We start from the raw sequence: 20,989 nt of genomic DNA, 5'->3' as shown, positions 1-20,989 counted from the left end.
GCACGCCCACCCGGGGAAACAGCGCTCATGGACAGCGACCTCCCGCCGCACCCGCAGCCCGGCACGGCGACCGGTGCGACCGACGACCCCGGCAGCGACACCCGCAGCGACACCCTCAGCGACAGCGGCGACGACACCGACAGCACCAGCGGGACCGACAGCGGCGACGGCGCCATCGGCGGTTCGGCGACCGAGGCCGTACGCCCCGATTGGTCCGGCATCGACCGGATGACGACCCTCGACCTCCTCCGCCTGATGAACGACGAGGACCGCACCGTGGCCGAGGCCGTGGCCACGCAGCTGGAACCGATCGCCGCCGCGGCCGACGCGATCGCCGCCCGGATGGCCCGGGGCGGCCGACTGGTGTACGTGGGGGCGGGAACGGCCGGGCGGCTCGGAGTGCTGGACGCGAGCGAGTGCCCGCCGACTTTCAACACCGCCCCCGGCCAGGTCGTTGGCCTGATCGCGGGCGGCTCCGCAGCGCTGGTCCGCGCCGTCGAGGGCGCGGAGGACCGGCCGGACCTCGCCGTCGCCGACCTCCAAGCACTCGCTCCGACGGCCGCCGACTGCGTGGTGGGCGTCTCCGCCTCGGGCCGTACGCCGTACACGGTGGCCGCGATCCGACAGGCCCGCGCCGCCGGGGCGCTGACCGTGGGCGTGGCCTGCAACCGGGGGTCCGCCCTGGTGTCGGCGGCCGCGCTGGGCATCGAGGTGGTGACGGGGCCGGAGGTGCTGGCCGGATCCACTCGGCTCAAGGCGGGCACCGCACAGAAGTTTGTCCTCAACCTGCTCTCGACGGCCGTCATGGTCCGCCTCGGCAAGACCTACGGAAATCTGATGGTCGACGTGCGGGCGGGCAATGCCAAGCTTCGCGACCGGGCCCACCGGATCGTGGCCACGGCCACCGGCGCGGACGAGGAGACCGTCCGGAGCGCGCTGGCCGCGACGGGCGGCGAGGCCAAGGACGCCGTCCTGGTCGTGCTCGCCGGAGTGGACGCGCCGACCGCCCGCCGACTGCTCGCCGCCTCGGGCGGCCGACTGCGCGAAGCCCTGGAATCGGCCCGGACGGTGGACTGACGGGCGGTGGACTGACGGACGGCCTCGGCGGCACGCACTCGTGGCGGCCGCAGAGACGCCACCGGAGCACAGTGAACCGGCTCGCCCTTCGTCGACGGCGTGCTTGTTCCGCCAGACGATGTAGCGGCGGAACATGCTTGAACTTGGCGATCTTCTTGATCTCCCGGCGCTCGGGCAGGGTGAACGCCCGTGGCCGCCCGCCCTGGTGCTTCGGGGAGGGTGAGTCGAAGCCGTCGGCGTTGAAGTGGTGGATCACGTCGCGAACCCGGTCCGTACCGGTGAACGTGACCTCGGCGAGCTTCGCCACAGGCATACGCGGGGCAGACAGCAGCACCATCTGTGCCCGCCGCCAGGGCACCACTACCCGGCGCCCCGGTGGACGATCCGCAGCAGCCGGCTGCCCTCATCATCATCGATCTCGCGGACCTGCACGCGGACGCCGGGTCGCCAACCATGCGGTGCGGGAGGGGGATCCGTGGCGTCGGTCTACAGCTGATCAAAGGTCCAGGTGAGGACCACCTGTCCCGTTTCCGGGACGCCGCCGGCGCGGCGGTACGTGGCCAGTGCTGCCGCGTTCTCGTCGTCCGTGATGGTCCACACGCCATAGCAGCCCCGTTCACGGGACAGGTCCGCGAGCGCCGACACCAGAGCCCGGCCGACGCCACGCCCGCGGAACGACTCGTCCACGCCCAACTCGTACAGGAACATCTCGGTTCCCTTGTCCGGATGGGTCATCTCGACACCGGTGACGATCCCCGCCGGGAGGTCGTCCACATAGGCGATGAGGAGGTGATGGCGCTCGTCCGTCAGGAACCGTTCAGTGGCCTCCCGCCCTGGGGCAGTGTCGAAGAGATGTCCAGCGGCGTAGACCGCCTCGACCTGAGTGACACGACGGATCTCCATTCGAGGATCCTGACACGTTCCGGTATCGGGGGGCGGCCATTTTGCCGCAGAGCGATCCCGACGCCGAACCCATCGCTACGGCCTTCGGAGCGCCGCCGCTCCGACCTCTGTCGGTACCTCAGCAGGGCGAACGTTGCCTGATGCGGCGCTAAGTGGTCTGCGGCGGAGGCACTTCGGGGGTTGATCATGCTGCCGTGGTGGCGGAGGGTTCTTCTGGGTGATCGGCGGTGTGTCGGTCGAGTCTGGCCAGCGGATCGTCCAGGTCGGAGGTGGTGAACTTCCACTGGACGGCTGTGCCGTGGCGTTGTAGCGGTCTTCGAAGGATCGGATCCGGTCGGTGACCTCGTTGAAGTCGGTGAAGTCGTTGGGGTCACGACCTTGCGCTGCACGACGGAGAAGTAGATCTCCACCTGGTTCAACCAGGGGGCGTGCACCGGTGTCCAGGTGCAGGCCCGTCTCCCGGGCGATGCGCGCGTTGGAGCGTCCTGGGGCCGCGTGCAGCACGATCTGAGCGCGGAGGCGCAGTTGATGGGGTGTCTTGTGGCCCCAGGAGGCCTTCTTCAGCCGCCGGCGCTCGGTGGCGGTCGGGGCTTTCGGGCACGCAGCGGCAACAGGCATGAAGGACGGGCCGATCGGTGGAAACGGTCAAGGCGGGCCGCGGCCTGCCTTGACCCGCCCCGGCATGGAGCGGATGACGCCGCCCGAAAGGCAAGGGCGTTCGGGCAGGATGGCCGCCATGGCGAAACCGCCCGACTCCACCCAGACCTCCCTCGCCCAACGGCGCTCCGCCCGCGCCCGCACCGCCTGGCCCCGGCTCACAGCCGTGCACGTCCGTTGCCGCCGCACGTTCGTCTACGTGGACGGCGAGCTGCTCGGCGGCGAGAGGTTCTCTCGCTCTCGGACCGGCCCCTGCCTGCCTTTGCTGACGGGCGGACCAGTGCCCGCTGCCGAGTCTGTGCGGAGCTCCTCTTGAGGCTTCAGCGCCGAGACCTCATCGGAGGCGGTTCGCTTTCGTCAGAATGCGTTCAGCCCGGTGAGTCTGCTGGAGAGTTCCCAGAGCCGGGATGCCGCGCCGGGGTCGGTGGCCCAGGGTTTGACTCCGCCGATGAGCATGTCGTCGGTGGCAGCCGGTTCCGCGATATCGCAGTCCTGGCAGTAGGCCCCTCCGTGGCCGTCGAGCAGAGGTGACGTTGCCGCCCATACGGCTGTCGCCGCGCCTTGCTCCGGGGTTTTGAAACCGTCGGCCGGCTCGCCGTCCGGGGTCACCCACCCCTGCGTGAGCCACTCCTCGCGAGGGATGTGACGCTGCAATGGCGTGAGGATGCTTCCGGGGTGCACCGCGAAGGCGTGCACGCCCCCATCCGTACCGAGGCGGTCGAGGTGCAGGGCGAACAGCGCGTTGGCGGTCTTGGACTGGGCGTAGGCCAGCCAGCGGTCGTAGCCGGTGCGGAAGTGCAGGTCGTCCCAGCGGATGTCGGACAGGAAGTGCCCGGACGAGGCGACGGACACCACCCGGGCCCCTCCGGCGGCCAGGGCCGGGCGAAGACGCTGGGCCAGCGCGAAGTGGCCGAGGTGGTTGACCGCGAAGTGTGCCTCCCACCCCGGGCCGACCCGTGTCTCCGGGCAGGCCATCACGCCCGCGCCGTTGATGAGGATGCCGAGCGGACGGCCGGTCTCCAGGAAGCCGTCGCAGAAGACCCGGACGCTCTCCAGGTCGGCCAGATCGAGTGCGTGCACCTCCGTCCCGGGGATGTCGCGCAGCGCGCGTTCTGCGGTGGTGGGGCGGCGGGCGGGGACGACGACGTGTGCTCCGGCCCGGACGAGCGCCCGCGTGGCCTCCAGACCGAGGCCCGAGTAACCACCCGTGACCAGCGCGGTCGTGCCGGTCAGGTCGATCCCGGCGAGAACATCGCCGGCCGTGCTGTGGGCACCGAATCCGGTACCGGTCCCGAGCTGCTTTGTGATCATGCTCAAGACGCTAAGACCTAGACCGCGCGCTAGGTCAAGGTACGGTGCTGCGATGAGCGAAGACGCGGGTGGCCTGCCCATCGGAAGAGTCGCCGAGCTGACCGGAATGAGCGTGCACGCGCTGCGGTTCTTCGAGCGCGAGGGCCTGTTCCTGCGCGAGATCCCGCGCACCGGCGGCGGGCAGCGGATCTACGAACAGGCGGACGTGGACTGGCTCGTACTGTGCCGTCGGCTCCGCGACTCGGACATGCCCATCGCCACGATCAAGAGGTTCGCGGAACTGGTCCGGTCGGGCCCCGGCAACGAGCCGGACCGCCTCGCCCTGCTGCGCGAACACGAGTGCGCCGTACGCGCCAGGATCGACGCCCTGATCGCGAGCCTCGACGTCATCCACGGCAAGGTCGTGACCTACGAGCAGCATCTTCGCGACGGGACAGCCGTCGGGCTCTGGTCGCCGACACTGCCTCGGTAGACTTTCCCGCTGTTCAGGGAGTGAGGCGCACCTCTCTCGCAAAGGCGCCTTTCCCGGAATCCCGGATCACGCCGGGGTGACGTGCATGCCGCCCTCCGCCAGGACGTCGAGGGCCTCGGCGAACGGGTTGTACGGCTAGGCCATCCGTCGTCAGGGCGCGGGACAGCGGATTGATACTCGCGCGCGGTCGCGGCGTCTCGCCTGAGCAGGGTTGCGGGGGCTGCGTAGCCGAAGGTGCCACGCAGGCAGTCGTCAAGGTGTCCAGGCAGCCACCGAAGTAGCCGCCCGGCCCGTTCACCGCCCCAGCGCCAAGTAGGACCGCCACCTCACTGGCCCGGACCTGTGACCCAGCCCCCCTGCACATGACCTGACTTCGCGTCAACCCCCGAAGGACTTCCGCCGCAGACCACTGAGAGTCGTCCCGTAAGTGGTCTTGCCCGTGGCTGGTGTTATCACGGCGTCTGAGCCGTCCTGGATTGCCCCGTCGCCGGACTGAGCTCGCATGCCTTCGGCAAGTTGGTGAGGCAGCCGCGCCGCGTCGGTCGGCCCCTGCCCGGCAACCGCAACGACTGCAGGGCATGGGAGGAATCTGGGGTCAAGGCCGCCGTCGGCCGGACACCCACGATCGCCGACGGCGGCTACCCCGGAACCGGCCTCGTCATCCCGCACCACCGGCCCCGAGGCGGCGAACTGACCGACTGGCGGGCCGAACACAACCACGACCACAAACGGGTCCGCGCCCGCGTCGAGCACGCCTTCGCCCGGAAGACCTGGACGATCCTGCGCGACCGCCGCCTGAGAGGCGACGGTGTGCGCCACGCGATGCACGACGTTGCCCGTCTGCACAACCTCGGTCTCACGGGATGACTCCCGCCGCATGCGCGACCTGAAAGGTTCCCGGGAGGGGGCTCCCCGCCTCGCAGTCTCGGAGGAGGAATCAGGCGAGGCAGAACTCGTTGCCCTCGATGTCCTGCATCGTGATGCACGACTCGTTGACGCCATCGGCGCGCTGCGTCAGCACGTGCTTCGCCCCGAGCGCCATCAGCCGTGCACATTCGGCCTCGAGCGTGGCCAGGCGCTCGTCACCCACGAGCCCGGTGCCGGCCCGCACATCGAGATGCACCCGGTTCTTGACGACCTTGCCTTCGGGGACTCGCTGGAAGAGCAGGCGCGGAGCCACACCCGCGGGATCAGTGCACGCGAAGTAGATCGCGTCCTCGGGCGGCAGCGAGCGGAAGCACTCCTCCCACGTGGCGAAGCCCTCCGGGACCGCCGGCATGACGTACCCCAGCACCTCGCACCAGAAGGCCGCGAGGCGCACAGGCTCCGCGCAGTCGAAGGCCACTTGGAACTGCTTGATCGTTGACATGGGCGCACAATAACAGGGGCGCTGCCCATCTCCGCAGGTCAGGTGGTCCACAGGTGGTCAGGCGGCGGGGTGGACGGCAGCGCCGGGGGTGCGGACTACGGCACGGTAGACGGCGGGTACGCCACCTACCGGCGGCCGGATGCCGAGGATCGAGCAGGCGATCTCCGCAGCCCTGGGTGGGCGCGCACCGTGGTCAATGTCGGGGCCGACGCGGGGTCGTACGAGTCGGCGACGCTGGAGGTGGCGGCGGTCGGGCCGTCGGCGTCGATGTGTGCCCAGCGCCCCGCGCACCTGTCGGCCGCCGTCGATGCCGTCGATGCCGTGGCCGAGAAGCTGCCGTTCGGCGACGACGCGTTCGACGCGGCGATGACCGCCTTCAGCGTGCACCAGTGGAGAGACCTCACGACGGGCCTGCGCGAGGTGCGGCGGGTGGCGCGTGGCCCCCTCGTCGTGTTGACCTGCGACCCCGCTCTCGTCCGGGACTTCTGGCTGTACGAGTACGCGCCGGAGGTGCTGGACACCGAGGCGCGCCGCTACCCGGCGATCACGGCTCTGACCGAGGCTCTCGGCGGACCCGCGTCGGTGGCCCGGGTGCCGATACCCGTCGACTGCACCGACGGCTTCAACGAGGCGTCCTACGCGCGCCTCGAGATGCTGCTCGACCCCGGTGCTCGACAGGCGTGCTCGACAGGCGTGCTCGGCGTGGAGCTTCGTCGACGAGCAGTCGCGCGAACGGTTCGCCGCGGATCTGCGGGCCGACCTGGACACCGGAGCACGGGACACCCGGTTCGGCGCTCGGCGGCAACAGCCTTTCTAAGAAGGCTCGCTGGTCGTGATCCGGTCCGGTCCGACCTCATACCGGCGGCGCAGCACTGCGACGCGCCGCGGCCACTCCCCGGCACGGATCCGGAAAACAGCACAACGCTCGGCACGGGCAGTGACGGGCCCCTCCAGCGGTACGCCGAACGGTGGGAGGACGCCCGCCACGCAACCGGACCCCGCCCGGGGCTCACCCGGCGGTCACGAGAGACGGACGGCCTCCCGCGCCACCACCTCGCCGAAGCGGGGCAGGTCGAGGTCGACCGCCGACCGGTGCTCCGCCTCCGTCAGGGCCGCCATCGCATCCTCGACGAACACCAGCTCGTAGCCGTGGTCGGCGGCTGCCCGAGCGGTCGACTCCACGCCAAGGTTGGTCGCGATGCCGGCGAACACCAGCGTGTCCACGCCGCGCCCCTGGAGCAGGTCGTGCAGCCCGGTGTCCTGGAACCCGCCGATGGTGCGCTTCACCAATACGGCATCGGCCGTCGCCGCCACCTCCGCGACCAGCCCACTGCCGGGCGGCTGCTCGGCGACGTTCGGGCGCTCGACGCGCAGGGCGACGATCGGGGCACCCGCTGCCCGGAAGGCCGCCGCCAGTTCCAGCGACGCCCTGAGCACCTCGGTCCCCGCGTGCGGGGCCAGCGGCAGGGCGACGATCCGGTCCATCAGGTCGACCAGGACGAGCGCCGTCCGGCCGGAGTCAAGGGTTCGCATGGCGGATCACGGTAGCGGATCACCGTGGCCGGATGCCTGCTCCTGGGCGGTCGCGCTCCGTAATCCCTCGATCAGCACCCACCGCCCGTACTCGACGTCCACGTCGTGGTCGGTCATCCGCAGGATGTCGGCGGCCTCGCTCAACAGCGGCAGGCCGCGCGACGCCACGACACGAGCCCTGACGAGCGACGGCCGAACAAGGTGCCTTCCGACCGGGCAACCGGGCAACCGGGCAACCGGGCAACCGGGCAACCGGGCAACCGATCGAACCGCCGCAACGCCGTCCGACCGCACCCGTCGGACGGCATCGGCCAGGCCGCCGACAAGAGTTGAACGCCAACGCCGTCCTTGACGCCCTCGGCGGGTTGTCGATTTCATGGTGTGAACGTCGCCCGGTCCCGAGCATCGACGGCGATGTGGGTGCCTCATGCCCCAGGGGGGTGATGTCCCCACCTCCGTCCGCGACGCACCACCCAGCGACGACACCGCACCGGCCGCCCCACCCCGAGAACACCGGAGCTTCCCCGCACCTGAAGGTGGGAGCGCTCCCGCACTCCTCATCCCGCACTCCTCAGAACCACCCACAAGAACCATCCGCTCCGCCCCGGCCGGTGCCCACCGGCGGAGGCCCGCCCGGACCGCCGCCGCACTCCTCGGAGAGGAAGACCGACGTGTCCCACCCCCTACGCCGCCTGCGCAGGATCGTGACGGCGCTCGCTCTCACGGCGGCCGTGCTCCTGTCGGCCCCGCCCGCGCACGCCGCCCCCACCACCCCGACCAGCGCCCCCGCCCCCGGAGCGCCCGGAGCGCCCGCAGCGACGGGAGCAACCGGCGCCACCACCCCGGGGTCCGGCTACTGGCACACCAGCGGGCGCCAACTGCTCGACGAGGCCGGCCGACCCGTCCGGATCGCCGGAGTCAACTGGTTCGGCTTCGAAACAGCCGACCACGTTCCGCACGGCCTCTGGGCCCGCGACTACGGCAGCATGATCGACCAGATGCGCGCCCTCGGCTTCAACACCATCCGCCTGCCCTACAGCGACGACCTCTTCCGGGGCTCCGTACCGACCGGCGTCAACCACTCCGGCGGCATGAACGCCGACCTCCAGGGCCTGACCTCGCTCCAGGTGATGGACCGGATCGTCGACCGGGCCGGAGCCGCCGGGCTCAAAGTGATCCTCGACCGCCACCGCCCGGACGCCGCTGGGCAGTCGGCGCTCTGGTACACGAGCGCCGTCCCGGAGAGCACCTGGCTCGCCGACCTCCGGGCGATCGCCGCGCGCTACGCCGGCAACCCCACCGTCATCGGCATCGACCTGCACAACGAGCCGCACGATCCGGCCTGTTGGGGCTGCGGCGACCCGGCACTCGACTGGCGCCTGGCGGCCGAGCGCGGCGGCGAGGCCGTCCTGGGGGCCAACCCCTCGCTGCTCGTCCTCGTCGAGGGCGTGCAGAGCTTCCAGGGCAGTTCGACCTGGTGGGGCGGGAACCTCCGCGGTGCGGCGGCGTACCCGGTCCGGCTGGGCGTGCCGAACCGCCTCGTCTACTCCGCGCACGAGTACGCCACGAGCGTGGCGCGCCAACCGTGGTTCGACGACCCGGCGTTCCCCGCCAACCTGCCCGCGGTGTGGGACTCCAACTGGGGCTACCTGTTCCGACAGAACATCGCGCCGGTGTGGATCGGCGAGTTCGGCTCGACCCTGCAAGCGGCCGCCGACCGGACCTGGCTGACCGCGCTCACCCAGTACCTGCGGCCCACCGCGCAGGCGGGCGCGGACGCCTTCTCCTGGACGTTCTGGTCCTGGAACCCGAACTCGGGCGACACCGGCGGGATCCTCAAGGACGACTGGACCACCGTGGACACGGTGAAGGACGGCTACCTCACCGCCGTCAAGGCCCCGGGGTTCGCCGCCGGCGGCGGTGCCGGCGACACCCGGTCGCCGACGGCCCCCACCGGTCTCACGGCGACCGCTGTCACCGCCACCTCCGCCACCCTCGGCTGGGCCGCCTCCCAGGACGACACGGGCGTCACCGGCTACGACGTCCACCGGGACGCCACACTGGTGGGCACGGTCACGGGCACCATCTACACGGACACCGGCCTCACCCCGGCGACCGCCTACACCTACACCGTCACCGCCCGGGACGCCGCCGGGAACGTCTCGGCCGCCTCCGGGGCGACCACCGTGACCACCGCGGGGCCTCCCGGCACCACCGGCTGCACGGCCAGTTGGCACACGGACAGCCAGTGGGACACCGGGTTCACCGCGACCGTGACGGTCACCAACACCGGGAGCCGGGCCGGTAGCACCTGGACGGCCGCCTGGGACCGGCCCGCCGGGTGGCAGCCGACCGGTACCTGGAACGCCGCCGTCACCCAGTCGGCGAGCACGGTCACCGCGACCGGCCTGGCGTACAACAGCGCCTTGGCGCCCGGCGCTTCGACGACCTTCGGCCTTCAGGGCAGCGGCCGGCTCGGCGCCTCCCCGCCGGTGCCGAGGTGCACCGTCACGCCCTGACGGCAGCAGGGCCTCCGCCCACCCGGCGCCACCAGCCACCGGGCACCGGGCACCGGGCACCGGGCACCGGGCACCGGGCACCGGGCACCGGGCCGTACCGCAGACAGCCCACCCAGACCCACCCGACGCTCGCCGAGGACCATCACGGACCCCTCTGCGGGAGCGCTCCCACGCATTTGCGTCGAACGCCTTGACGCCCCCGAGCGTTCATGGGTTGATAGCGGGGAGCCGGAGTCTGACTCCATCTCACGCGCACAGCAGCCGAATTGATGGTCTTCCCGCAGTTCGGCAACCATCCCGGCCGACCCGCCGGAAACCTGCACCGGGATCGCTCTCACATCTGATGGGAGCGATCCCACTCCAGCGCCCCGGACCGGCGCCCTTACCCCTGGGCCCCCCACCCGAAAGGACTCCCCCATGCCTTCCGGCCACCACAACGGCGGACGCACCCGCCGCAGGCCCGTACTCCACCGGCTGCGCGCCCTCGCCGCCGTCGCGGCGCTCGGCGCCACCAGCCTCCTGCCCGTCGCCACCGCCTCCGCCTCCGCCGCTCCGGCGGAGGCCTCAACGCCGGCCGCCCGGGTCGACAATCCCTATGCCGGCGCAGGCGTCTACGTGAACCCCGAGTGGGCCGCGAACGCCGCCGCCGAACCCGGCGGCAGCGCCGTCGCGGGCCAGCCGACCGCCGTCTGGCTCGACCGCATCGCCGCCATCAACGGCACCGCCGGCCACCTGGGCCTGCGCGGACACCTCGACAACGCCGTCCGGCAGGCGGCGGGCAAGCCCTTCGTCGTCCAGCTCGTCGTCTACGACCTCCCCGGCCGCGACTGCGCCGCCCTCGCCTCCAACGGCGAACTCGGCCCGACCGAGATCGGCCGCTACCGGACCGAGTTCATCGACCCGATCGCCGCCGTGCTGGCCGATCCCGCCTACGCCGGGCTGCGGATCGTCACCACCGTCGAGATCGACTCGCTGCCGAACCTGGTCACCAACGCGGGCGGCACCGCCACCGCCACCCCGCAGTGCGACACCATGAAGGCCAACGGCAACTACGTGAACGGCGTCGGGTACGCACTGGCCAAGCTGGGCGCCGTCCCGAACGTCTACAACTACGTCGATGCCGGCCACCACGGCTGGCTCGGCTGGGACTCCAACCTCGGCCCCGCCGTCGACGTCCTCCACCAGGCCGCGACGGCCGCCGGCTCCACCACCGCCAACGTGCACGGCTTCATCGTCAACACCGCCAACTACTCGGCCCTGAAGGAGCCCTACTACACCATCGACGACTCGGTGAACGGCACCTCGGTGCGCCAGAGCGCCTGGGTGGACTGGAACCGCTACGTCGACGAACTCTCCTACGCCCAGGCCTTCCGGCAGAAGGCCGTCAGCGCCGGGTTCGATCCGGCCATCGGCATGCTGATCGACACCTCGCGCAACGGCTGGGGCGGCGCGGCCCGCCCGACCGGGCCGGGCGCCCGAACCAGCGTGGACAGCTACGTGGACGGCGGCCGGACCGACCGGCGGTTCCAGACCGGCAACTGGTGCAACCAGTCCGGGGCCGGCCTCGGCGAGCGTCCGCGGACCGCACCCGAGCCGGGCATCGACGCCTACGTGTGGGTGAAGCCCCCGGGCGAGTCGGACGGCGCCAGCCAGTACATCCCCAACGACGAGGGGAAGGGCTTCGACCGGATGTGCGACCCGACGTACACGGGCAACGCGCGCAACAACTTCCACCTCTCCGGCGCCCTGCCGGGCGCGCCGCTGGCCGGGGCCTGGTTCTCCGCCCAGTTCCAGGAGTTGCTGAAGAACGCCTACCCGCCGGTGACCGGCGGCGGCACCGGCGACACCACGCCGCCGAGCACCCCGGCCGGGCTCCGCTCCACCGCCACCACGGCCGCCACCGTCTCGCTGGCGTGGACGGCCTCGACCGACAACGTCGGGGTCACGGGGTACGACGTCTACCGCAACGGCACGGCGGTCGGGTCCACCACGGGCGCCGGCGGCACCACCTACACCGACGGCGGGCTGACCGCCTCGACCGCCTACCGCTACACCGTGGTCGCACGTGACGCGGCGGGCAATGCCTCGACGGCCTCGGCGGCCCTCACCGTCACCACCGCCGCGGGCAGCGGCGGCGGGAGCTCCGGCTGCACCGCGACCTACCGGGTCGGCAGCGACTGGGGCAGCGGCTTCAACGCCGACGTCACCGTCACCAACACCGGTACGGCCGCCGCCACGCACTGGAAGGTGACCTGGACCTGGGGCGGCACCCAGCAGGTGAGCAACCTCTGGAACGGCGTCCTCGCGCAGTCCGGCCCGAGCGTGACCGTCACCAACGCCCCGTACAACGGCGCGCTGGCGGCGGGCGCGAGCACCGCCTTCGGGTTCGGCGCCGGTTACTCCGGCAGCAACACCGCGCCCACGCTGAGCTGCACGACGAGCTGACGCCCGACCGGCCCGGTGTCGGCTCCGCCACGACGGCGGGGCCGGCACCGGCGCTGTGCCCGGCGTTCCGGCCGGTCAGCGGTTCCCGCCATACAGGGGGTTCCCGCCGCACAGGGGGCTCCCGCCAAGCCGGCACGCGCGCCGGGGCCGCGGCCAGGCCCCCGTCAGGCCGAGTCGCGGACCACCAGCTCGGTCGCCAGCACCACCTGCCGGCTGCCCCGGTGCCGCCCGGCGATCTCCTCCAGGAGCAGCCGGGCCATGGTCCGCCCCATCTCCTCGATCGGCTGGCGGACGCTGGTCATCGCCGGTTCGGTGTGCCGGGCCACGATCGAGTCGTCGAACCCGATCACCGCGACCTGGTCCGGAATCCGCCGGCCGGCCGCCCGGAGCACCTGCATGGCCCCGGCGGCCATCACGTCCGAGGCGCAGAACACCGCGTCGAGGTCGGGCCGCCGCTCCAGCAGCGCCCGCATCGCCTGCCGCCCGCCCTCCTCGGTGAAGTCGGCCAGACCGACGAGGTCCTCCTCGTACGTCTGCCCGGCCTCCTCCAGGGCCCGGCGGTAGCCGTCCAGGCGGGCCAGCGCCACCTCCATGTCCAGCGGGCCGGTGATGGTGGCCACCCGGCCGCAGCCGCGCCGCAGCAGGTGCCGGACGGCCATCCGCGCACCGCCGGCGTTGTCGGCGTGGACATAGCTGAGGACCTCGTGGTCGTTGCGCCGGCCGGCCAGCACCGACGGGATCTCCAGGCTCTCCAGCAGGCCGGGCAGCGGGTCGTCCCGGTGCACCGCGACGAGCAGCACGCCGTCCACCCGCTGGGCCGACAGGTACGCGGCCAGCCGGTCGCGCTCGCGCTGGTTGCGGACCAGGATCAGCAGCAACTGCATGTCGGTCTCGCTGAGTTCGGCCGCGACGCCGCTGATGATGTCGGAGAAGTAGGGCTCGGAGAAGAGCCTGGTCTCCGCCTCCGGGACGACCAGGGCGACGGCGTCCGTCCGGGAGGTGACCAGGGCCCGCGCCGCCCGGTTCGGCACGTAGCCGAGTTCGGCGATCGCGGCCTGGACCGCCTCCCGGGCCTTGTCGCTCACCCGGGGCGAGCCGTTGACCACCCGGGAGACCGTGCCGCGGCCCACGCCGGCGAGGGCGGCCACCTCCTCCAGGGTCGGCCGTGCCGAGCCCCGTGACCCACTGCCCGACGCGCCGGCCGTCCCACTCGCCGCCTGTGCCATCGTCCACCTCTCCAAGACCTCGCCACGGGGGCCGCCACGCCGGGCGGGCGCCCCGGAGACCATCCTCCTCCACCGGGCCGCGGCGCGGGCGCGAGGGGGCGGGTGCCGGCCCGGTGGGCCGCCCGCCGCAGGACACGTTCCCGCAACGGATGGCGCGATCCGCCTTGACACCCGACCCGATCACCCAGCAACCTTCCCCTAGTGCTTGGGAGCGCTCCCACGACAGTGCGCCCACCCTAGCGGCCCGCCGCCACCGGGGCCAGCCTCCGACGCCCGACCGGAGCCGGAGGGGCTGTCCGACGCTCGATCAACAAGCCTGCCAGTGAGCCTGATTGACTGCCGGATCACTGACTGATCAACCCCGGCCGGGCACCACGCACGCGTCCGCCGAGTACTGCCGGACCAGAGCCCGAGCCGGAACCACAGGGCCCGAGCCGGAACCAGAGAGCCCGAGCCGAAGCCCGAGCAAACCCGCACCCGGCCCCCGGGAGCACCGGCCACCCGGCCACCCGGCCCCCGGGAGCACCGGCCACCAACCACCAGACTCCCGCCACACCCACCACGCACAGGCACCGAGGAGAACCCCATGCGTCCCACCACCCGCGCACGCCGCCGGGCCGTCCCCGTCACCACCGCACTGACCCTCGCGGCCCTCCTGCTCACCGGCTGCGCCGGCGGCTCCGACGCCGATCCCGCCACCGGCGCAGCCGCCGACGGCGGTGGCAAAGTCACGCTCTCCGTCGGCGACTTCGGCACCTTCGGCTACCGCGAAGCCGGCCTGTACGACGAGTACATGGCCGCCCACCCCTCGATCACCATCCGGTACGAGACCGTCCAGGACGGTCAGAAGTACTGGGACGCCCTGGCGACCCACCTGGCCTCCGGCAGCGGCCTCAACGACATCCAGGCCGTCGAGGTCGGCTACATCGCGCAGGCCACCGGCACGCTCGGCGACAAGTTCACCGACCTCTCCAAGGCGGAGGGCGTCCGGGCCGACGCGTGGCTGCCGTGGAAGGCCAAGCAGGCCACCACCGCCAAGGGCGCCCTGATCGGCCTGGGCACCGACATCGGCCCGATGGCCGTCTGCTACCGCAAGGACCTCTTCGAGCAGGCCGGACTGCCGACCGACCGCGAGGCCGTCGGCAAGCTGTGGAGCGGGGACTGGGCGAAGTTCGTCGAGGCCGGTAAGCAGTACCAGGCCAAGGCCCCGGCCGGCACCTTCTTCACCGACTCGGCGAGCGGCCTCTTCAACGCGGCCCTCTCCGCGGAGTCCCAGCAGTACTCGGACGCCTCCGGCAAGCTCGTCTACCGGGACAGCCCCGGGGTGAAGAAGGCCTGGACGACCGCCGTGGACGCGTCCCGCGCCGGTATCAGCGCCGGTCTGCGGCAGTTCCAGGACGACTGGAACACCGCCTTCAGCAACGCCCGGTTCGCCACCGTGGTCTGCCCGTCCTGGATGACCGGCATCATCAGCAAGTACTCCGGCGACCCGGGCAAGGGCAAGTGGGACATCGCGCAGGCGCCGGTGGCCTCCAACTGGGGCGGCGCCTTCCTCACGGTGCCCAAGGCCGGCAAGCACCAGAAGGAAGCCGCCGCGCTGGCCGCCTGGCTGACCGCGCCCGAGCAGCAGGCCAAGGTCTTCGCCAAGGTCGGCAATCTGCCGTCGACCACCGCGGCACTGGCTCAACCCGCCGTCCAGAACGCCACCTTGGACTACTTCGGCACCACCCCGACCGGGAAGATCTTCGCCGCCACCGCACAGAACATCGCGCCGGCACCGATCGGTGAGCAGGACGGCACGGTCAAGACCGTCATCACGGACAACGGGATCCTCGACATCGAGCAGCACGGCACCGACCCGGCCAAGGCCTGGAGCAACGTCACCAAGCTGATCGACGACAAGGTCAACGGCTGAGCGCCACCCCTCCGGCCGTTCCGGTGCCGGGCCCGTCCGCGGACCGGACCGGACCGGCCCGCCACCCCTGGAAGGACTCCCCCGTGGCCACCACCCACCGGCCCGCGACGGACAGCGGCCCGCCCCGGCCCGCGCCCGCAGGGCGCCGCTCCGGCCCCGCCGCGCCGCCCCCCAGCTGGCGCTCGCGCCTGCACCGACTCGACCTCAAGGCCTCGCCCTACGCGTACATCGCGCCCTTCTTCCTCTGCTTCGCGGCCTTCGGCCTGTTCCCCCTGCTGTGGACCGGCTGGCTCTCGCTGCACCGGGTCGACCTGCTCGACCCGGGGGCGATGGAGTGGCGCGGGCTGGGCAACTACACCCGGCTCTGGGGCACGGAGCAGTTCCGCACCGCGCTGCTCAACACCTTCACCATCGGGGTGCTGTCCACCGTGCCGCAGCTGCTGATGGCGCTCGGGCTGGCGCACCTGCTCAACTACCGGCTGCGCGGCCGGGGCTTCCTGCGGGTGGCGGTCCTGGCGCCCTACGCCACCTCGATCGCGGCGGCGACCCTGGTCTTCGTCCAACTGTTCAACCCCGACTACGGGTTGGTCAACTGGCTGCTCTCGCTGGTGGGGGTCGGCCGGACGGACTGGTACGCCGACACCTGGCCCGCCCAGATCGCCGTCGCCACCATCGTCACCTGGCGCTGGACGGGCTACAACGCGCTGATCTACCTGGCCGCGATGCAGGCCGTCCCGAAGGACCTCTACGAGGCCGCGAGCCTGGACGGCGCCTCCCGCTGGCAGCAGTTCACCCGGATCACCGTGCCGTCCATCCGGCCCACCATCCTGTTCACGGTGATCGTCTCGACCATCGGGGCCACCCAGCTGTTCGGCGAGCCGCTGCTCTTCGGCGGCGGTGTCGGGGTCAGCGGCGGATCGGCCCACCAGTTCCAGACCTTGAGCCTCTACATGTACGAACTCGGATGGCCGAGCCGGCAGTTGGGCCGCGCGTCGGCCGTCGCCTGGACGATGCTGCTGATCCTGTTGCTGATCGGCGCCGTCCAACTGCTGCTCGCCCGCCGGGGCCGTGCCGGACAGGGGCGCTGAGATGACCACCACCCTCGAACCCACCCCGACGGCGCGGCCGTCCACCGCCGACCGTGCTCCCGGCCGTCTCGCGGGCGCGCTGCGCGCCGTCCGGCGCCGGCTGCGGCCCGGTGCCGGAGAGCAGGACAAGGCCGGGCCGCTGACCTACGCCGTCCTGGTGGCCGCCGCCGTGCTCTCGCTGTTCCCCCTGTACTGGACCTTCGTCGCCGCCTCCTCCACCGGGGAGCGGGTGGCCCAGGCACCGCCGCCGCTGCTGCCCGGCGGATCGCTGTGGACCAACATCACCACCGCCTGGGAGCAGGCCGACCTCGGCCGGGCGCTGCTCAACTCCACGGTCGTGGCGGGCTGCGTCGCACTGAGTACGGTCGCGTTCTCCACCCTGGCCGGGTTCGCCTTCGCCAAGCTGGCGTTCCGCGGCCGGGGCGCCCTGCTGACCGTCGTCGTCGCCACCATGACCATCCCCCCGCAGCTCAGCGTGATCCCGCTCTACCGGATCATCACCGACCTGGGCTGGGGCAACCAGCTGAAGGCCGTCGTGCTCCCCTCCCTGGTGGCCGCCTTCGGGGTGTTCTTCATGCGGCAGTACCTCGCCGAGGCGCTGCCGGTGGAGCTGATCGAGGCGGCCCGGGTGGACGGCGCGCACAGTCTGCGGATCGTCTGGCACGTCGTGCTGCCGGTGGCCCGGCCGGCGATGGCCGTGCTGGGAATGCTGGTCTTCGTGCAGTCCTGGAACGACTTCTTCTGGCCCTTCGTCGTCCTGACCCAGCAGAACCCGACCGTCCAGGTCGCGTTGTCCGCCATCGGCGGCGGCAGCGCCTACGAAGTCAACCAGGCGGTCATCATGACCGGCGCCCTGGTCGGCACGCTGCCGCTGCTGCTGCTCTTCGCCGTCCTGGGCCGGCACATCGTCGGGGGCATCACCGCCGGCGCCGTCAAGAGCTGAACCCGCCCCACGCCGCCGTCAAGAGCTGAACCGCCGTCGAGCGCTGACCCCCGCCCCGCCCACCACCTCCCGGGAGCATCCCCGCCATGACCGCCACCGTGCCGCCCGCCCGCACCGATGCCGTCCCCGCGGCCCGCACCTCCGCCCGCACCCCCGCCTCCACCCCCGCCGCCCGCACCGCGGCCGAACCCCCCGCCCGGGCCTTCCCGCCCGGCTTCCGCTGGGGCGCCGCCACCGCCGCCTACCAGATCGAGGGCGCCGCCGCCGAGGGCGGCCGGACGCCGTCGATCTGGGACACCTTCAGCCACACCCCCGGCCGGACCGCCGGCGGGCAGACCGGCGACGTGGCGGTCGACCACTACCACCGGTTCCGCGAGGACGTCCGGCTGATGGCCCGGCTCGGCCTCACCTCCTACCGGTTCTCGCTCTCCTGGCCACGGATCCAGCCCACCGGCCGCGGCCCCGCCCTGGAGAGGGGCCTGGACTTCTACCGGGCCCTGGCCGACGAGCTCGCGGAGCACGGCATCCGGCCGGTCGCCACCCTCTACCACTGGGACCTCCCGCAGCACCTGGAGGACGCCGGCGGCTGGCCGGTGCGCGCGAGCGCCGAGCGCTTCGCCGAGTACGCGGCCCTCGCGGCACAGGCCCTGGGCGACCGGATCGACACCTGGGTGACCCTCAACGAACCCTGGTGCAGCGCCTTCCTCGGCTACGGCTCCGGCGTCCACGCCCCCGGCCGCACCAGCCCGGCCGACGCGCTCCGCGCCGCCCACCACCTCAACCTCGGGCACGGCCTCGCCGTCGGCGCCCTGCGCGCCGCCCTGCCCTCGACCGCCGAGATCGCCGTCTCACTCAACCTGCACGCCGTCCGCCCGCTCACCGGCCACCCCGACGACCTCGCCGCGGCCCGGCGCATCGACGCGGTGGGCAACCGGATCTTCACCGGTCCGATGTTCGCCGGCGCCTACCCGGACGACCTGCTGGCCGACACCGCCCACCTGGTCGACTGGGCGGACCTGGTGCGCGACGGCGACCTCGCCGAGATCTCCCGGCCCATCGACCTGCTCGGGCTGAACTACTACACGCCGACGGTGGTCTCCGCAGCCCGCGACGGCGAGGCCGCGACGGCCCGCCACGACGGCCACGGCGCGAGCCCGCACTCCCCCTGGCCGGGCGCCGACGACGTCACCTTCCACCGCGCGCCCGGCGAACTCACCGCCATGGGGTGGCCGATCGACCCGACCGGCCTGACCGAGCTGCTGACCTCGCTGCACCGGGAGCACGGGCTGCCGCTCCTCGTGACCGAGAACGGCGCGGCCTTCGAGGACGTGGTCGGCCCCGACGGCAGCGTCGACGACCCCCGGCGGATCGCCTACATCCGCGCCCACCTCGCCGCCGTCCACCACGCCCTCGAAGCCGGCGCCGACGTGCGCGGCTACTACCTCTGGTCGCTGCTCGACAACTTCGAGTGGGCCTACGGCTACGCCAAGCGCTTCGGCGCAGTCCACGTCGACTACGACACGCTCGCCCGCACCCCGAAGGCCAGCGCCCACTGGTACGGGGAGGTGATCCGCCGGGGCGGGATCGACTGAGCGTCGGGCCGGGTGCCCCGGGCCTCAGCCGGCCAGCTCGTCGCGCCGCACCAGTGCGACGGCCCGGCCGTCGACCAGGACGAGCGCGGCGTCCTGGCCGGGCCCGAGCGACTCCCGGGCCTCGGCGAGCGACTGGCCGACGCCGACCGTCGGCAGGGCGGGGCCCAGCAGGGCGGTGACCGGGCCGTCCGGCGCGGCGCGGCCCTCGGTGACCGCTCGCTCGACGGCCGCCGAGGAGAGGGAGCCCAGCACCTCGGTGGCGCTGACCCCGTACGGGCGCTCCGGCCGGGCCAGCACCACCGGCGCGACGCCGCCGGGCACTCCGCGCAGCACGGCCAGGGCGTCGGCCACCGAGGCGTCCGAGGCGACCGTGACCGGCCCGCCGGGCCGACCGTCCAGCACGGACCGGACGGTCGGCCCGGTCTCGTCGGCGCCCCGCGGCTCCTCCAGGAACCCCCACCGGCGCAGCCAGTCGTCGCTGTACAGCTTGGAGAGGTAGGACCGGCCGGAGTCGGGCAGCAGCACCACGACGAGGTCGTCGGGGCCGAGTCCGCGCGCGACCCGGAGCGCGGCGGCCACCGCCGTGCCCGAGGAGGGGCCGGCCAGCAGTCCCTCCTCACGGGCCAGCCGCCGTGCGGTCAGCAGGGACTCGCGGTCCGGGATCCGCTCGACGTGGTCGACGACCTCGCGGTGGTAGGACTCCGGCCAGCGGTCCTCCGCCGTGCCGGGGTGCAGGAAGTGGCCGATGCTGTCGACGAAGTAGGGGCTGCCGTCGCCACCGCCGTAGCGGGAGGACTCCGGGTCCGCGCCGACCACCGTGACGCCGCCGCCGGAGGCCTTCTTGAGGAAGGCGCCGGTGCCGCTGATCGTGCCGCCGGTGCCGACCCCCGCGACGAAGTGGGTCACCCGGCCCCCGGTCTGCTCCCAGAGCTCCGGACCGGTGGTCCGCACGTGCGCGTCGGGGTTGGCGGGATTGTCGTACTGGTTGGCCAGCCAGGCGCCGGGGATCTCCTCGGCGAGCCGGCGCACCACGTTGAACAGGTGGTCCGGGTGCTCGGCCGGCAGCGTGGTCGGGGCGAGCACCACCTCGGCGCCGTACGCCCGCAGGATGTCCGACTTCTCGACGGCGGACCGGTCGGCCACGCAGGCGATCACCCGGTAGCCGCGCCGGCGGCCGACGATGGTGAGGCCGATCCCGGTGTTGCCGGAGGTCGCCTCGATGATCGTCCCACCGGGCCGGAGCAGGCCGTCCCGCTCGGCCGCCAGGACCATCGACAGCGCGGCGCGGTCCTTCACGCTCCCGCCGATGCTGAGGAACTCGGCCTTGGCGTAGACGGGGGTCGCGAGGCCGGCGCCGAGCCGGGCCAGCCGGAACAGCGGCGTCCCGCCGATCGCGTCGACCACCGATTCGTGAACCGTCATGCGACTCCCTGCCCCGGTACCCCGCCGCGCGCGGCCACTGCCGCGTACGCCACGGCCCGGGCGAACGCCTGCGACCGCTGGGACGAAAGGCTTTCACCGCACGATCGCCCGACGCAAGAGGACCCGGCGCGACAGGACCCGGCGAGAGGACCGGCGCGCGAGGATCCGGCCCGGCCGGGCGGGTCACGCCTCCTGGGTGTCGAGCCAGTTCAGCAGGACGGCGCGGTCGGCGACGGTGCCGGTGGGGTTCGCCGGGTCCAGCAGCCAGTGCCGGATCCGCCCGACGGTCTCCGGATCGAGGTCCAGGTACAGGCGCCAGTGCGCCCGGGGGTGGCAGTTCGGGTCGCGCGGCTCGTCACAGTCGTGGCAGTGGGTGAAGAAGGCGTCCACCATGCGGTGCACGATCAGCTCGTCGGACATGAAGGCCGCGTTTCCCTCTCTCGGTGCGTGCTGCCGGCCTCCACGGGCCGGCGCTCCACTTCCAGGGTGCGGGGCGGCCGGCCCGGACGGGAGGGAC

Annotated in this window: 16 protein-coding genes and 3 pseudogenes; 10 read left to right on the top strand and 9 right to left on the bottom strand. The window is 72.6% G+C overall.

Translation table 11 applies throughout. The annotated features are described in order from the left end of the window. The first annotated feature begins 27 nt into the window (after positions 1-27). Positions 28-1,077: an N-acetylmuramic acid 6-phosphate etherase gene (gene murQ / locus ACZ4UX_RS06520; protein ID WP_465705826.1), complete on the top strand. Its 1,050-nt coding sequence runs from the start codon at positions 28-30 to the stop codon at positions 1,075-1,077. Between the two features lie 136 nt (positions 1,078-1,213). On the opposite strand, the pseudogene ACZ4UX_RS06515 reads toward murQ, so the two are convergent. The 3 genes and pseudogenes from ACZ4UX_RS06515 to ACZ4UX_RS06505 all read right to left on the bottom strand — a co-directional run. Further along, a pseudogene (locus ACZ4UX_RS06515) lies at positions 1,214-1,509 on the bottom strand (helix-turn-helix domain-containing protein); the annotation flags it as partial. A gap of 54 nt (positions 1,510-1,563) precedes the next feature. Then, complete coding sequence (locus tag ACZ4UX_RS06510) at positions 1,564-1,980, bottom strand: GNAT family N-acetyltransferase (protein ID WP_465705825.1); 417 nt, start codon at positions 1,978-1,980, stop codon at positions 1,564-1,566. Between the two features lie 1,014 nt (positions 1,981-2,994). After that, a complete protein-coding gene (locus ACZ4UX_RS06505; RefSeq protein ID WP_465705824.1) occupies positions 2,995-3,948 on the bottom strand; it encodes an SDR family NAD(P)-dependent oxidoreductase in 954 nt (317 codons plus the stop codon). 52 nt (positions 3,949-4,000) lie between these two features. On the opposite strand from ACZ4UX_RS06505, the gene ACZ4UX_RS06500 reads away from it, so the two are divergent. Beyond that, positions 4,001-4,420 carry a MerR family transcriptional regulator gene (locus tag ACZ4UX_RS06500; protein ID WP_465705823.1) on the top strand — a complete coding sequence of 140 codons (420 nt, stop codon included), beginning with the start codon at positions 4,001-4,003 and terminating at the stop codon, positions 4,418-4,420. A gap of 537 nt (positions 4,421-4,957) precedes the next feature. Next, a pseudogene (locus tag ACZ4UX_RS06495) lies at positions 4,958-5,287 on the top strand (transposase family protein); the annotation flags it as partial. Between the two features lie 70 nt (positions 5,288-5,357). Here ACZ4UX_RS06495 and ACZ4UX_RS06490 read toward each other — a convergent pair. After that, positions 5,358-5,789: a VOC family protein gene (locus tag ACZ4UX_RS06490; RefSeq protein ID WP_329485931.1), complete on the bottom strand. Its 432-nt coding sequence runs from the start codon at positions 5,787-5,789 to the stop codon at positions 5,358-5,360. A 267-nt stretch (positions 5,790-6,056) separates the two neighbouring features. Here ACZ4UX_RS06490 and ACZ4UX_RS06485 point away from each other — a divergent pair. Beyond that, positions 6,057-6,170: pseudogene (locus tag ACZ4UX_RS06485) on the top strand (SAM-dependent methyltransferase); the annotation flags it as partial. Between the two features lie 639 nt (positions 6,171-6,809). Here the strand turns inward: ACZ4UX_RS06485 and ACZ4UX_RS06480 are convergent. Next, entirely contained in the window at positions 6,810-7,322 is a 513-nt protein-coding gene (locus ACZ4UX_RS06480; protein ID WP_465705822.1) for an isochorismatase family protein, read from the bottom strand. A 6-nt stretch (positions 7,323-7,328) separates the two neighbouring features. Next, a complete protein-coding gene (locus ACZ4UX_RS06475; RefSeq protein WP_465705821.1) occupies positions 7,329-7,490 on the bottom strand; it encodes a hypothetical protein in 162 nt (53 codons plus the stop codon). A gap of 503 nt (positions 7,491-7,993) precedes the next feature. Between ACZ4UX_RS06475 and ACZ4UX_RS06470 the strand changes: the two genes are divergently transcribed. Together ACZ4UX_RS06470 and ACZ4UX_RS06465 are read left to right on the top strand one after the other, a co-directional pair. Further along, on the top strand, positions 7,994-9,841 hold the full coding sequence (locus ACZ4UX_RS06470) for a cellulase family glycosylhydrolase (RefSeq protein WP_465705820.1): 1,848 nt from the start codon (positions 7,994-7,996) through the stop codon (positions 9,839-9,841). Positions 9,842-10,258: 417 nt separating this feature from the next. Next, entirely contained in the window at positions 10,259-12,286 is a 2,028-nt protein-coding gene (locus ACZ4UX_RS06465) for a glycoside hydrolase family 6 protein (protein ID WP_465705819.1), read from the top strand. A gap of 164 nt (positions 12,287-12,450) precedes the next feature. Here the strand turns inward: ACZ4UX_RS06465 and ACZ4UX_RS06460 are convergent, their stop codons facing one another. After that, on the bottom strand, positions 12,451-13,512 hold the full coding sequence (locus ACZ4UX_RS06460; protein WP_359804485.1) for a LacI family DNA-binding transcriptional regulator: 1,062 nt from the start codon (positions 13,510-13,512) through the stop codon (positions 12,451-12,453). 586 nt (positions 13,513-14,098) lie between these two features. Between ACZ4UX_RS06460 and ACZ4UX_RS06455 the strand changes: the two genes are divergently transcribed. From ACZ4UX_RS06455 to ACZ4UX_RS06440, 4 genes are all read left to right on the top strand, one after another. Then, positions 14,099-15,427 (top strand): ABC transporter substrate-binding protein, encoded by a 1,329-nt coding sequence (locus ACZ4UX_RS06455; protein WP_465705818.1) that lies wholly within the window; start codon positions 14,099-14,101, stop codon positions 15,425-15,427. 83 nt (positions 15,428-15,510) lie between these two features. Continuing rightward, positions 15,511-16,515, top strand: a complete 1,005-nt coding sequence (locus tag ACZ4UX_RS06450) for a carbohydrate ABC transporter permease (protein WP_465705817.1) — start codon at positions 15,511-15,513, stop codon at positions 16,513-16,515. 1 nt (position 16,516) lies between these two features. Continuing rightward, the gene (locus tag ACZ4UX_RS06445) at positions 16,517-17,458 is read left to right on the top strand and encodes a carbohydrate ABC transporter permease (protein ID WP_359835155.1); all 942 of its coding nucleotides are present in this window, start codon (positions 16,517-16,519) and stop codon (positions 17,456-17,458) included. A gap of 86 nt (positions 17,459-17,544) precedes the next feature. Continuing rightward, positions 17,545-19,050: a GH1 family beta-glucosidase gene (locus tag ACZ4UX_RS06440; RefSeq protein WP_465705816.1), complete on the top strand. Its 1,506-nt coding sequence runs from the start codon at positions 17,545-17,547 to the stop codon at positions 19,048-19,050. 24 nt (positions 19,051-19,074) lie between these two features. On the opposite strand, the gene ACZ4UX_RS06435 is transcribed toward ACZ4UX_RS06440, so the two are convergent. Both ACZ4UX_RS06435 and ACZ4UX_RS06430 read right to left on the bottom strand, forming a co-directional pair. Continuing rightward, entirely contained in the window at positions 19,075-20,472 is a 1,398-nt protein-coding gene (locus ACZ4UX_RS06435) for a pyridoxal-phosphate dependent enzyme (RefSeq protein WP_465705815.1), read from the bottom strand. A 183-nt stretch (positions 20,473-20,655) separates the two neighbouring features. Next, positions 20,656-20,892, bottom strand: coding sequence for a hypothetical protein (locus ACZ4UX_RS06430; RefSeq protein ID WP_465705814.1), 237 nt, complete (start codon positions 20,890-20,892; stop codon positions 20,656-20,658). Between the last annotated feature and the right edge of the window lie 97 nt (positions 20,893-20,989).

This window comes from Kitasatospora sp. NPDC028961 (assembly GCF_055564815.1).
This window is presented reverse-complemented; position numbering and strand designations above follow the sequence as displayed.